The following is a 12,628-nucleotide window of genomic DNA, read 5'->3' as shown; positions in this document are numbered from 1 at the left end:
TGCCACTGTATCAAATCATCAGGTTTGGTCTAAACTTTTACAGATCACTCCCATACTGGCAACCGCCGCTCAGATTTCCACTTCGACGTCGCCAATCGGCTTGGAACAGCAAGCTAAAATATACCCGTCCTCGATGTCGTCTTGCGAAATGCCGCCGTTGTGGACCATGTGGACCTGACCGGACCTCTTGTGGACCTTGCACGTTCCACAGACACCAAAGGTACATCCCGACGGGATGTTGAGACCCGAAGCCTTGGCCACGGCCAGGACCGTGTCGGTTTGGGTGCATTCGGCGCTGACGTTCGAGTTGGTGAAGAAAATCCTCGCCAAAGAAGACTCATCGGGAACCAGATCGCCGGGCTCCTCCAGGTCGGATTCCGTCTTCACCGGTGCGGAGAAGCTCTCTTGATGGTAGCATTCCATGTCATAGCCGAGGCCAATGAGCATCTCGCGCACCGCGTCCATAAACGGTTCAGGCCCACAGCAGTAGACTTCGCGCTCCAAATAGTCACCGGCGATCAGGCCAATCATGATCTGGTTGAGACGTCCACGGAAACCCGTCCACACCTGGAACGGATCATCTTCCTCGACAATAAAATGAAGCTTCAAGGACGGCACCCGAGAGGCCATCTGCTCCAAATTCTGTCGCCCGATGATATCCACAGGGCGCTGGGCGCAATGGATGATGACCACGTCAAGACCGATTCCCCGGTCGAAAAGGTAAGTCGTCATCGACAGCATCGGGGTGACACCTGACCCCGCCGAGATGAACAGGTACTTTTTTCTCTCCTTGGTCGGAAGAGTGAAAAGGCCAGCTGGCCCTTTGGCGCGAAGACGCATGCCAGGTTTCAAGTGGTCCAGCATCCAGCGCGTACCGATGCTCCCCTCCTGCGCTTTCACCGTCACAGAGATCGACAAGGGTCGAGACGGAGAAGAAGAAATCGTGTAAGTACGCCAAACAACGTTGCCTGGAACGGGCAGTTTCAAAGTGAGGAACTGTCCGGGTTCATATTTGAAAAAGGCGCCGCTTGGGGAGACAAAACCGAATGTCGCCACGTTCGGTGCCTCGGGGACGACCGCGCAGCATTCCAACTCCTCGCTGTCTCGCCAAATCGCAGCATCCTCGGATGCTGTGAGGTCGCTTTGCGTCATGACAGTTACTCCGCAGCGGCTTGGTTGGATGCGGCGATGGCACCAGACAGCACCGAGGCATACCAATTCACGAACTGGATCACGCCGCCTTCGTGGATGTCAGAGTAGCGACCTGGCTCATAGGCTGGCGTTCGGATACCGCGCTGATTGTTCTCGACGACCTCCCGATCCTCGGCGTTCGTCGCGACCCAGACTTCGGTTAGACGAGTCAGGTCATAATCCCGACCCTCCACGGCGTCCTTGTGGACCAACCACTTGGTGGTGAGTTCCGTCTCGGTTGGGCTGATCGGGGTCAACCGGAACACGATGGAGCAGTCTGACAGGAAGTGATTCCAGCTCGCCGGATAGGAGTACTTCAGGAGCGACCCCGCATCCTTAAACGGGAGAGTGGAGTTGGGTTTGGTCACGGCCACCTTGCCGTCCATGGTGTAGCTTTCGGCCGCTCTCAGAAGGGGCGTGCGGACAAAACACCATTCTCCATGGGGGCCCTCCACACGGGCACCTGGAGCGCCCACGGCTTCACATCGGGCGACATGCGCGTTTTGCGTCGAGGCGAGGACGCCATCTCTGGAGTTGCCGACGGCATGCGGATCCTCGGGGAAGGTACGGCAAAGGGCGGGATGATTCCCGGCGCAGTGATAGCACTCGCGGTTGTTTTCCCAGACCAGTTTCCAATTTCCTTCTTCGACGATGGTACTCTCGAAGGCGACCTTGGAATTCTCCAGATCATGTGGCGCGAGATAGCGGGCGGATGTGGCGACAAACGGCTCAATGTCGGGCGCCTCACCCGCGAGGCAGATGTAAATCAGGCCAGAGATGTTGCGGCAGTGGACCGCCTTCAAGCCATGTTTCGTGACATCGAAGTCAGCTTCCATGTCACGAGCCCAAATGAGGGGACCATCCAGCTCATATGTCCACTGGTGGTAAGGACAAACCAGCTTGGGATTGGTCCCCTTTTTGGTTTTGCAGAGAACAGACCCTCGGTGTCGGCAGCTATTGTGAAAGGCGCGAACCTTACCATCATCCCCTCGCACGATGACGACGGAATAAACCCCGACGGTGTAAACGACATAGTCTCCAGCCTTGGGAATTTCACAGGAAGGGATCGTGAACAGCCATTCGCGATACCAAATATGATCCATATCTGCCTTGAATACTCCCGGATCGATGTAAAGCGCTTGATCTAAGGAGTAGCCGGGTTTCCGGCGCATGAGCGTCGACAAGATTTCCGATTCGTGCAGCACGCTGGGTCTCCTGTTCACGATGCTCAACCGGCATGGACCGGTCGAACTTGGGTTTCATCCGTTTAGTTGCAGAGGGGTGGAAAGCCGTTTCGAGAGGCAGCTCTCCTCTTCCCCCCTAATAATCCGCACGAAGTTATGGTTATACACTTTACAATACGAGGCACACATTCAGTCGCTTCAGAACAAGATAAAATCGACCAATTGACAAAAACGGCACAAAATTAGTTAAACAAATAAACAAATAAACAAATAAACAAATTATATGTGAAAAAAATAATTTTTCTGAACCTACATTATTTTTTCACAAAAAAGCTCACCTTCCCTCTCACATAATTATGATCATTTAATAATGCATACTACATAAACTGATAATTTCATCACATAATCCATCATTTTACTCTCTCTCCAAAGGTCATTTCTTGTCAGTATGTCGGGCACGAAAACGATCCATTTCCCGCTGCTCAGGGAGTCGACCGGTGAAGATTTCGACGTAGTTTGGTATGCGGTCCATGCGAACTGCCTTGTCCTCCTGTGTCTGCATGGAGATGTATCCGATTTGGGTCAGGTAGATGGTCCGTGCGCGAACGTCGGCGTGCTCCTGACTCCATCCGAAGCGAAGAAACATGCGGGAAAGCGCCTCCAGACGCTGGGTGTCCGCTTTGCGCACCTCGTCCTGGATGTCGGATGATTGGAGCGCCCAACTGCGGATCGCGAATTCAAAGGGCGAATCGAACAAAGATGAGTCGAGCCAGCAATCGAATACATTCAACATGGCCTCCGTAACCGTCTCGGCGTAGGCCTCTGATTGGCCAATCAGATTGCCCGTGTTCTTGTCGCGCCAGCGCGCGACAAGCGCCTCGAGCAGATCCTCGCGGTCCTTGAAAAACCAATAGAAACTCGTGCGCGACAGGTTAAGCGTTTTCGCGAGCACCTGGATTTTAACGGAACCGACACCGGCCTCCAGCAACACCTCGTAAGCCGCGTCCAGCCACAGGTCCCGCGATCCCCGCCAACCACTGTCATTGATGATCTTGTCCATTCCCAATCTCTACGGAAAATGAACACACAAGTCAATTACCTCGTCACAGGTGCACCTAAAATTGACACAGATGAACATTTCTGTGTAGCGTCAACGAAACTTGACAGACGGAGTCGGACAGATGGCGCGTGATCCTCTTCTTCAGCCTTACCAACTTAAGCATCTGACGTTGCGCAATCGGATCATCGTGACGGCCCACGAGCCAGCCTATCCAGAGGATGGCATGCCGAAGGGGCGCTACCGGGCCTACCACGTGGAACGGGCCAAGGGAGGGGTTGCGATGACCATGACGGCGGGGTCGGCGACCGTTTCGAAGGACAGCCCGCCCGTCTTCAACAACCTTCTCGTCTACAAGGACGAGGTGGTGCCATGGATGAAGGATTTGACCGACGCCGTACACGAGCAGGGCGCCGCGATCATGATTCAACTCACCCACCTTGGTCGCCGGACCCGGTGGGACAAGGAGTTTTGGCTTCCAGTGGTCTCGCCGTCCCATAATCGCGAACCGGCTCACCGATCCTTTCCAAAGAAAATAGAAGATTGGGACATCGAGCGGATCATCAAGGATTACGCCGACGCCGCCGAACGGATGAAGGCGGGTGGCATGGACGGTATCGAATTGCAGGCCTATGGTCACTTGATGGATCAGTTCTGGTCCCCATTGACGAATACATCGGAAGGTCCGTATGGGGGGAAGCTTGAAAACAGACTGGGTTTTACCTTCGACGTCCTGAAAGCCATTCGTGGGCGCGTCGGGTCCGACTTTATTATCGGTATGCGCTACACGGGCGATGAAATGCTTGAAGGTGGCCTATCCCGGGACGACGGTCTGGAAATTTCTCGGCGCCTCAAGGACAGCGGGATGATTGACTTCCTGAACGTCGTGCGCGGCCATATCGAGACGGACGCCGGCCTCACCGATGTCATCCCCATTCAGGGCATGCCGGGCGCGCCCCATCTGGACTTCGCTGGCGAGGTGCGGGCGGCGACGGCCTTCCCCACCTTCCATGCGGCCAAAATTCCCGATGTGGCGACGGCCCGCCATGCCATCGAGTCGGGCAAAGTCGATATGGTCGGCATGACCCGCGCTCACATGACGGATCCGCATATCGTCCGCAAAATCATGGAAAAACGCGAGGACGAAATCCGCCCCTGCGTTGGGGCGAACTATTGTCTCGACCGGATCTACCAAGGTGGCGCGGCCTTTTGCATTCACAACGCGGCCACCGGGCGAGAGCTCGACATGCCCCATGTCATTCCCAAGGCCGAGACCAAGAAAAAGGTCGTTGTTAGGGGACACATGGTGTTGGAAGTACCGGGATTGGGTGGGATATAGGGGGAAATATCGGGAAAGGTATTTAAAAACGGGCTCTTATCGCAAACCAGAATTGGCCCGTCGGCTCTCCAATATGAAATTGGAATTTGCCCCAAACCCTTCCCGATAGACACATGATATTGGAATTTTCTAAGGGGCTCTTGAAGGGCTCTTGCGTGGCCCTTAGAGGTCCATAGCAGGTGGATCAGTAAGAGCAGCGCAATCAACGATATCACTTTGACAGTGAATCGTAAAAGGCCGAACGCCTCTGTTTCGCAATTGGCATTGCAAACTGGCTGGGCGGCAAGGGAATCAGCATCTTCATTCTTAAGATTGCTCCGCAAAGACAGGAGCTTACGGTACTTTTCAGACATTGGCACCCCGCGTGCTATATCCCGTGGCTGCCTCGAGGCAGGCGGGACAGTGAGTTTACACTGTGGAATCACATATCGGTCGTGTCTCACCACGACTTGTGGCTCCGGGCGCGGGGCTTCGCGTCCACCGCATTCGCGGCTCACTTGAAAGTAGAGTGCGCACTCACGAACGGCGAGTAGGGGATTCCCCCTATCTCATAACCGTCCCGATACGATCTTGATGATGTCCTTGGCCTCTGCCCGCTTCTCTGTCGCGGGGAATTTTTGGATCAATTGAGCCAAGAGGATCACGTTCTCGGCCTTCCGGATGGGGCTCAACTTGTGGCCTTTCCTTGAGTTTTCCCACTCTTCCCATTCCTGAATAGAAATCTCAATATCCGTGATGGGGATGGCGTCGCTTCCGCTGTCCTTTGTCATGGGGCCGTCACCGGTAGCTAGCCATTCAACTGAGACATCAGCTGCGTCGGCCAGAGCGATTAGTCGTGTCCGCGATGGATCGGCCACTCCGCCTTTGTAGTTGTCGATAACGCGCCGCGATAAGTGCGATCTTCTCGCCAACTCTGCGACATTTCCTACGCGAGAAACCAAAATCTCTACCCGCTTTGGAAAATCATCATGTTGGTCAGAAATCATATCTGGATCTCTGACCATTGAACTCACGCGCCTGATATTGCGTCGGAGTTATTTGATAACAATGGGTTAGTCTAACTTTTCGTGCGAGATTCCGAGAAAGAAATCTGACGCGATTTTCCTTCTTGCGAATGTGCGACTTTTCTTCCATTATCATTCCTGTTGCTGACAAATGTTAGCGTTTCAAATCGGAAAAACCGGCCTGGCGGGGCCGGTGCATGGAGATAACATGGCTAAGGCCAGGAAGTGGCATCCAGAGGATATCAAGGCCGCCGTTCGTAAGTCAGGTCCTACCCTGACCGAGCTGGCCGAAATCAACGGTTTGCCTTCCGGTGCCTGTCGCGCTGCCCTTTTCGGTCCGAACTACCGGGGCGAGATGGCGATCGCGACATGGCTGGGGAAGTCCCCCCGGACCCTATGGCCTAATCGATACAACGTGGATGGAACCCCGAAATATCGCGTTTTCTCCAAGCACCTGGATTTTGCCGCCGTCAGCCCTGGGAGTCATGTTCAAAAGGAGAAGGCGGCATGAACATCGCATTCAGCGTGGAGATTGAGGACCGTTCGGCGGTTGTCGGCGCGATCCGGCAAGCGGATTGGGCGGTTTATGAGATGACCGAATTCCAGCCAGAACCGGGGGCAACGGATGACGCTCAACGGCGGTTGGATGGTGCGTTGGCGATCCTGGTGAAGGCCGGGGTCCATAGTGCGGACGACACCTACCATCACGGCATGTACCGGGACCTTTCCCGCGTCCTTGAAACCGTGGAGCGGGAGGTCGAGGCTCTGTCGGCGTTTGATCCGTTCGGCGCCTGCCAAGCCAATGAAGTTCAAACGGCGACGGTTGGTGCCCTTCCCCGTTGGGTCAGTGGCTACCCTTATCGTGTCGACTTCGAGTGGGGTATGCCGGGGTGGGGCAGTGATCTTGATTTTGTCGACCCGGCTGGCAAGGCGTTGCCATTGCTTGTCATCGACAGCGCGCCGGAGGATGTCTGGATCCGGTTCGACGATAGAGAACTTCGCGATCATCAGACGTGGATCGTGGTGGACGGCAAACGAGGCATGCGCAGTGCGATGTCGCTCGCGCGCTGGCTGATGTCGCGGACTATGCCGAAGGGCACCACCTTGAACGTCACGGGGGTCGCGATCTTCGCGGGCCGAAACCACTGGGATCTGCCCACCTGGAGTGCCCTTCGGGAGATGGTGCCGTCCTTGGTGGATCCGATGCCGGAATGCGGTGAGGGCGAGAGCGTCCGGAAGTCCATTCAGTGGTCTTACCAGGATACAAGCGTCGCCGCTGGTTTCAAGGGTCGACGGTTCGCCCTTGACGTTGGAGGATTTCCCGCCACGGTGGCGGTCTGCGTTGATCTGCATTCCGGCGTCATGTTGGCCTGTGAAGTTGGGTCCGACACCGAAATGGCGATGGTAGGCGCCCTGCGCGCCGCAGTCGATAAGGTCGGCTATCCGGTGGAAGTGTGCATCGACACCCTTCAGCTTTCCGGTCAGCTTGAGGCCGAAGTGGCCGGATTTGGCGCGGCGCTCAGTCATGGCCCCGTCCAGTTCGTGGCCGAACGAGCCCTTCGCCGGGTGTTGGGCGAGGGGGATGCCCAATGAAAGCCGGGGTCCTGCATGATGTCGCGGTCTCCCTCATCATTGTCGAGGATCGCCTTCGCCCGGTCGACCAAGCCTGGGTCGCCATGCTGGCCGAGAACATCGCCCAGGTGGGGCTGGTCCGGCAGCCCATCGAGGTCCGCCAGACGGACAAGGGCTTGGTCCTGGTGGCCGGTAGTCATCGACTCGAGGCCGTCGTGCGGTTGGGTTGGGCATCCCTCCCCGCCCTCGTCTACGAGGACATGACCGATCTTGAGGCGGGCATCGCCGAGGTGGACGAAAATCTTGTCCGCCACGAGTTGAACCCTCTGGATCGCGCCATGTTCATGGCCCGCCGCAAGGCGCTGTACGAGGAGCTGCATCCGGAAGCCCGGGCGGGTGTCGCGGGTGGCAAGGCCCGCCAGGGATCAGCAACCGAAATCATTTCGTTTGCTGCGGAGACGGCCCGGCGCGTCGGCCTGACCGAGCGGACGATTCAGCTGGCCGTCACGATCGCGTCCAAATTGGCGCCCGATGTGCGCGCGGCCATCGCGGGCACGGTCTGGGCCAAGAAGCAGTCCGACCTGCTTTTGCTCGCCAAGGCGCCCCCGGAGGCGCAGCGCGCGGCCCTGGGGCTGCTCCAGGCGGGCACCGAGGGCACCGTCAAGGCCGCCCTGGCCAAGGCCGAGGGGCGGCGCGCGGCGGATGTCAATCCGGTTGAGGCGTCCGTGTCGCGGATGACCCGGGAATGGAACCGGGCGCCCGCCGCCGCGCGGCGACAGTTCGTCGCGCACCTTCGCGAGATCGGCGCCCTGGATGACGCCGCCCAGTTCGAGAAGGTCGCGTGATGGATGAGAAAAACAGGAAGGAATGGGAGTCCTTCATAGCGTCGGTGCGCGCAAAATGCCCAACCCTCCCGGACCTTCCCCCGGAAGCTTGGCCGTTTTTGGAGGCCGGTGACTTTCGGGGGGTCTTTTTGGCCTGGGCTGATGCCGGGAACATTAGTCCTGACGGCTGGGAAATCCTTTTCGATTACCTGACGGTCCCGTTCTTCAACGAGGATCTTCGGAGTCAGCTTCGCGGAGGCTGCGGAGATGGTTGATCGCGGCCCTGCATGTCTCGGTCAGCGCCTCGTTCATGGGCGAGGCCAGATCCGCCTCGAAGGCCGCGATCAGGTCTTCGAGATCCGCGCGCCCCGTGGCCTTCCACATGGCCGTGGCCTTATGAAGGATGGCATTCGGCGCCAGAACAGCGAACGCCTTCATATCCGTCTCCTTCATCCGTGCCGCGACCTTCGTTGCCTTGTCTTCCGATTCCTTGTTCATGACATTCCCTCTCTGGGTTGTTTGATCGCGACCAGAGTACGGGAAGGGTGTCCCGCCGTCACGCGCCGCCACGTCACGGCGGCGGGACACTCCCTTTTGGGCGGCGGCCCAGGGGGTGGGTCATGAGGTGGCGTGATCCCGACACCCTCGACCTGTTCGACGACTTCGTGCCCGTCGATCCCGTGGTGCGGTTCGATCCGGTTGATGTTCGATCCGCGACCCTGCGGGACTCCATTTCCCGGGCCGTCGCGGCGACGCTGGATAGTGCTGGCGCCGCCGGGCTGGGCCGGGAGGAAATTGCGGCGCGGCTGACGGACTGGACCGGAGAGCCGGTCTCCAGGGCCATGGTCAACGCCTATGCCAGCCAGGGCCGCCGGGACCACACAATCAGCTTCGCCAGGGGTATCGGCCTGTCGGCAGTGACCGGCGATCCGCGGTTGTTCCAGCTTGGCGCCGAGGCCTTCGGGCATATCGTCGTGCCCAAGCGGTTCGCGCACTGGGTTCGGGTCGGCCAAGCCGCCGAGGCCAAGGCCAAGATATCCCGGACCTATGAGAAAGAACTTCGGGCGGCGAAGGGGGCTGGGCTATGACACAGATCCTCCCTCAGGAATGGTTCACTGCGGATGAGATCTCGAGGCTCAAGTTGCCGGGATTGCCGGAGACTGAAAGCGGGATCATCCGCCGTGCTAAGACGGACAAGTGGAACTTGCCCGCCAAAGCTTGGCATCCCGAGCACAATCCCCTCGGCGTCTGGCGCCGCCGGGAGAAGGTCCAGGGCGGGCCGACGGAGTACCACTATTCCGTCCTGCCCATCATGGCCCAGAAGCAGCTTGCCCGCCGCGCCAAGGCTGCGGAAGCGCCGGGGGCGACCCGGGCCCAGCGAAAGGCCCGGATCGACCGGGATGCGGCCTGGGAGCATTTCGACAGGCTCCCCGACTCCCGGAAGAACAAGGCGCGGGCGAAGCTGCGGGTTCTCGACGCTGTCCGCGCCCTGGTCCTGGCGGGCACGGCCAAGGAGGTCGCGGTCTCCCTGGTGTGTGCCGAGCACGGAGTATCCACCAGCTCCTACTACAATTGGGAGGGCCGGATCGCCGGGCTGTCCCTGGGGGATCGGCTGCCGCATCTAGTGGATCACCATGCGGGTCGAACCAAGACGGCGCCGATGTCCGAACCCGCCTGGGAGGCCTACAAGGCCGACTATCTGCGGAATGAGAAGCGGAGCCATGCCGAGTCCTACGCCCTGGTCGAAGACTTGGCGAAAACACATGGGTGGTCCCCGATCCCCAGCAAAAAGACCTTCCAGCGCCGCCTGGAGCGGGAGATCCCGGCGGAGGTGATCGTTTTTGCCCGGGAAGGCGAGAAGGGTCTGGAGACCATCCTGGCACCGAACCGGCGCGATCGAACCCATTACCACTCGATGGAAGCAGTGAACTACGACGGCCACAAGATCGACCTGTTCGTCGAGTGGCCCGATGAGAAGACGGGGCGCGTCTTCCTGCTGGCCTTCCAGGATCTGCGGTCCAACAAGATCGTGGGCTGGCGGCTGGATCGGGCCGAGACGGCGGAGGGTTTTCGTCTGGCGGCCTGGACGATGATTTCCCGGTACGGTCTGCCCGATCACATTTTCTCCGACAACACCATGGCGGCGGCGGCGAAGCAGAACACGGGCGGGTCCCGGTACCGGCGCCGGTTCAAGATCAAGCCCGAAGATCCTGTCGGCGTGTTCACTGCGGTTGGCTGCGAGGTTCACTTCACCCGACCGGCTCACGGCCAATCAAAGCCTATTGAGAGGGCCTTCGGGGAGTTGTCGCGGACCATCGCCAAGGCGCCGGAATGCGCCGGGGCCTGGACGGGCAACAGCCCCGAGAACAAGCCTGCGAACTATGGCTCCAAGGCCGTTCCCTTTGAGACCTTGGTCAAGGTGGTGGAGCGGGAAATCGCCCGTTTCAATGCCCGGCCAGACCGCAATGCCAGCGTGGCCAAGGGCCGGAGCTTTGATGCGGTTTTCGAGGAAAACTATGTCAACGCCCCGGTACGCCGGGTTTCGACCCTGACGCCGGAACAACAGCGGATGTTCCTGCTGGCCGTGGAAGACGTGACCTGTCGGCAACCGGATGGCCGGGTGGAACTGCACGAGAACATCTACTGGCACGAGGCCTTGATCGGATACCGGGGAAAGCAGGTCGCGGTTCGCTACGACCCGGACGATTTGACCGCTCCGGCCCATGTCTACCGCCTCGACGGGTCGTTCATTTGCTCTGCGGAACTGCACGAAGCGGGCCGGTTCGACAGCCGCGAAGCTGCTGCGGATCGGGGTCGGCAGGAGAAGGTCTTCAAGCGGAAGGTCAAGGAGATCGCCGCCCAGGCCAAGGAACTGGGGATTGAAGACATCGCGGCCATGATGCCGGACGGGGTGTCCGAGCCGCTCCTGGATGCGGGCGTGATCAAGATGGGCAAGGGGCCGAAGCGGGCCGCCGATGCGGATGTTCCCAAGCCGGAGCCCGGGGATCGGGTGGTGTTCAATTTCGAGGATTTCGCGGCTGGCGTGGCGCTGGCCAAGGCGTCCCAGGGATAGGGCCTGGGGAAAGGGGCGGGCGGCTGGCACCGCCGCGCCCCGGATACAAGCACACGAGAAAGCAAAGGGTATCAAGATGAATACGATTGTCAAAATTCCGGTTGAAGTCGATGTGGAAGAAGTTCGGAAGCGGGCCTTGGCGGCTGTGGAGGATTATGAAAGCCGTGCTGCCGCGGGGCGCGAGGCGGATGTTCCGGAATCCACGTTCCTGGCCTTCCTGAATGACAAATACGCGGGGGACAACGAGAAGGTGGCCCGCAAGGTCGACATCTGGTTAAGGAGCCGGGAAGAGCGGGCCAAGGCATTTTCCCGCATGCCGGAAGCTCCGGCCTTTCAAATGACGCCCACAGCCCAGAAGTTCCTTCCGCTTCTAACGTGGGCGCAGGTGGCGCCGGACTTCACGGCGATCGTCGGTTCCCCGGGGATTGGCAAGACCAGGACCCTGGAGCACTACCGGGACAACAACCCGCATGTGTTCCTGGTTACTGCCGAGGAAGCGACGGCGCGGGTCAATCCGATGCTTCAGGAGATCTGTCACGTCATGGGCATCGAGGAGCGGTCCTCGACCAAGCTGTCCCGGGCCATCGGCGCTCGGGTCAAGAACGCTGGCGCCCTGATTATCATGGATGAGGCGCAGAAGCTGACCAGGGAGGCCCTGGACCAACTGCGGGCTCTTCACGACAAGTACAAGGTCGGGGTGGCTGTCTGCGGAAATCGGGCCGTCCTGGCCACCATCTACGGCGGAGGGCAGGAGAAGAACGCCCAGTTGTTCCGACGCCTGGGGATGAAGGAGCGGGCCTTCCAATCGGAGCCTGGGGACCTGGACGTGCTCATCGCTGCCTGGGGCGTGACCAACCCGAGCGAGGTCGCCTATCTGCAATCCGTGGCGAAGAAGTTCGGCGCCCTCGGCAACATAGACAAGACGATGAAGCTGGCGACCCTGCTGGCCTCCGGCGCCAAGGTCGAGCGGACCATCGCGCATATCGAAATGGCGTGGGGAAAGCTGAAATTTGACGCGACGGCAGATGTTTAGGAGGTGGACAATGCTCAGTGAGGATCTCCGCAATCTCGTCGAGTTCGTCCGCAGCCGTGTTCAGGGCGACGGCGGTGTGGTCCTGGTCAATGCGCTTGAGGACTGTCGAGCCCAGGCCCTTGGCTTGGAAGGGTGGTTCCCGCGTTCGGATACCCTGCCCGATGGCGTCGTGGACCTCGCCCAGGCCCGCCATGACCGCGAGAGCAAGCGCGCCATGAATTTTCCCCCGACCGGAGGGAGTGCCGCATGAGGCTCACCCACCGCGCCCGCCGCCGCTTCCGCTACAGCCTCCGCAATCGACTGGCCTGGGTGGCCGGTTGGTTCCTGTTTCCCCTGTTTCTGATCAAGAGG

Annotated in this window: 12 protein-coding genes and 1 pseudogene; 8 read left to right on the top strand and 5 right to left on the bottom strand. The window is 59.3% G+C overall.

Annotation, left to right across the window (positions count from 1 at the left end; all coding sequences use genetic code 11):
* Nucleotides 1–69 precede the first annotated feature (69 nt).
* The 3 genes from ACLIRY_RS23200 to ACLIRY_RS23190 all read right to left on the bottom strand — a co-directional run bounded on the left by ACLIRY_RS23200 (nucleotide 70) and on the right by ACLIRY_RS23190 (nucleotide 3,435).
* The gene (locus tag ACLIRY_RS23200; RefSeq protein WP_413207804.1) at nucleotides 70–1,152 is read right to left on the bottom strand and encodes a 2Fe-2S iron-sulfur cluster-binding protein; all 1,083 of its coding nucleotides are present in this window, start codon (nucleotides 1,150–1,152) and stop codon (nucleotides 70–72) included.
* A 5-nt stretch (nucleotides 1,153–1,157) separates the two neighbouring features.
* Nucleotides 1,158–2,294, bottom strand: a complete 1,137-nt coding sequence (locus tag ACLIRY_RS23195; RefSeq protein ID WP_413207812.1) for an aromatic ring-hydroxylating oxygenase subunit alpha — start codon at nucleotides 2,292–2,294, stop codon at nucleotides 1,158–1,160.
* A gap of 514 nt (nucleotides 2,295–2,808) precedes the next feature.
* Nucleotides 2,809–3,435, bottom strand: a complete 627-nt coding sequence (locus ACLIRY_RS23190; RefSeq protein WP_413207803.1) for a TetR/AcrR family transcriptional regulator — start codon at nucleotides 3,433–3,435, stop codon at nucleotides 2,809–2,811.
* A gap of 121 nt (nucleotides 3,436–3,556) precedes the next feature.
* Between ACLIRY_RS23190 and ACLIRY_RS23185 the strand changes: the two are divergent.
* Nucleotides 3,557–4,732 (top strand): annotated as a pseudogene (locus ACLIRY_RS23185) (N-methylproline demethylase); the annotation flags it as partial.
* A 587-nt stretch (nucleotides 4,733–5,319) separates the two neighbouring features.
* On the opposite strand, the gene ACLIRY_RS23180 reads toward ACLIRY_RS23185, so the two are convergent.
* The gene (locus ACLIRY_RS23180; protein WP_413207802.1) at nucleotides 5,320–5,757 is read right to left on the bottom strand and encodes a helix-turn-helix domain-containing protein; all 438 of its coding nucleotides are present in this window, start codon (nucleotides 5,755–5,757) and stop codon (nucleotides 5,320–5,322) included.
* A 226-nt stretch (nucleotides 5,758–5,983) separates the two neighbouring features.
* Between ACLIRY_RS23180 and ACLIRY_RS23175 the strand changes: the two genes are divergently transcribed.
* Genes ACLIRY_RS23175 through ACLIRY_RS23165 form a run of 3 tightly spaced genes read left to right on the top strand, consistent with a single transcriptional unit; the run spans nucleotide 5,984 to nucleotide 8,192 of the window.
* Complete coding sequence (locus tag ACLIRY_RS23175) at nucleotides 5,984–6,286, top strand: helix-turn-helix domain-containing protein (RefSeq protein WP_413207801.1); 303 nt, start codon at nucleotides 5,984–5,986, stop codon at nucleotides 6,284–6,286.
* Entirely contained in the window at nucleotides 6,283–7,368 is a 1,086-nt protein-coding gene (locus tag ACLIRY_RS23170) for a hypothetical protein (RefSeq protein ID WP_413207800.1), read from the top strand. The genes ACLIRY_RS23175 and ACLIRY_RS23170 overlap by 4 nt, the downstream gene beginning before the upstream one ends.
* A complete protein-coding gene (locus ACLIRY_RS23165; protein WP_413207799.1) occupies nucleotides 7,365–8,192 on the top strand; it encodes a ParB/RepB/Spo0J family partition protein in 828 nt (275 codons plus the stop codon). The genes ACLIRY_RS23170 and ACLIRY_RS23165 overlap by 4 nt, the downstream gene beginning before the upstream one ends.
* 204 nt (nucleotides 8,193–8,396) lie before the next feature.
* Here the strand turns inward: ACLIRY_RS23165 and ACLIRY_RS23160 are convergent, their stop codons facing one another.
* Nucleotides 8,397–8,669 (bottom strand): hypothetical protein, encoded by a 273-nt coding sequence (locus tag ACLIRY_RS23160; RefSeq protein ID WP_413207798.1) that lies wholly within the window; start codon nucleotides 8,667–8,669, stop codon nucleotides 8,397–8,399.
* A 122-nt stretch (nucleotides 8,670–8,791) separates the two neighbouring features.
* On the opposite strand from ACLIRY_RS23160, the gene ACLIRY_RS23155 reads away from it, so the two are divergent.
* From ACLIRY_RS23155 to ACLIRY_RS23140, 4 genes are all read left to right on the top strand, one after another.
* Nucleotides 8,792–9,259, top strand: a complete 468-nt coding sequence (locus tag ACLIRY_RS23155) for a DNA transposition protein (RefSeq protein WP_413207797.1) — start codon at nucleotides 8,792–8,794, stop codon at nucleotides 9,257–9,259.
* Nucleotides 9,256–11,244, top strand: coding sequence for a transposase domain-containing protein (locus tag ACLIRY_RS23150; protein WP_413207796.1), 1,989 nt, complete (start codon nucleotides 9,256–9,258; stop codon nucleotides 11,242–11,244). Before ACLIRY_RS23155 ends, ACLIRY_RS23150 begins: the two co-directional genes overlap by 4 nt.
* 76 nt (nucleotides 11,245–11,320) lie before the next feature.
* On the top strand, nucleotides 11,321–12,277 hold the full coding sequence (locus ACLIRY_RS23145; protein WP_413207795.1) for an AAA family ATPase: 957 nt from the start codon (nucleotides 11,321–11,323) through the stop codon (nucleotides 12,275–12,277).
* A gap of 10 nt (nucleotides 12,278–12,287) precedes the next feature.
* Nucleotides 12,288–12,527, top strand: coding sequence for a hypothetical protein (locus ACLIRY_RS23140; protein WP_413207794.1), 240 nt, complete (start codon nucleotides 12,288–12,290; stop codon nucleotides 12,525–12,527).
* The last annotated feature ends 101 nt before the right edge of the window (nucleotides 12,528–12,628 follow it).

The sequence above is a fragment of the Rhodospirillum sp. A1_3_36 genome, assembly GCF_047263945.1.
GTDB lineage: Bacteria > Pseudomonadota > Alphaproteobacteria > Rhodospirillales > Rhodospirillaceae > Rhodospirillum.
Note: the sequence above shows the minus strand (reverse complement) of the source record. Positions and strands in the feature narration are given on the sequence as shown.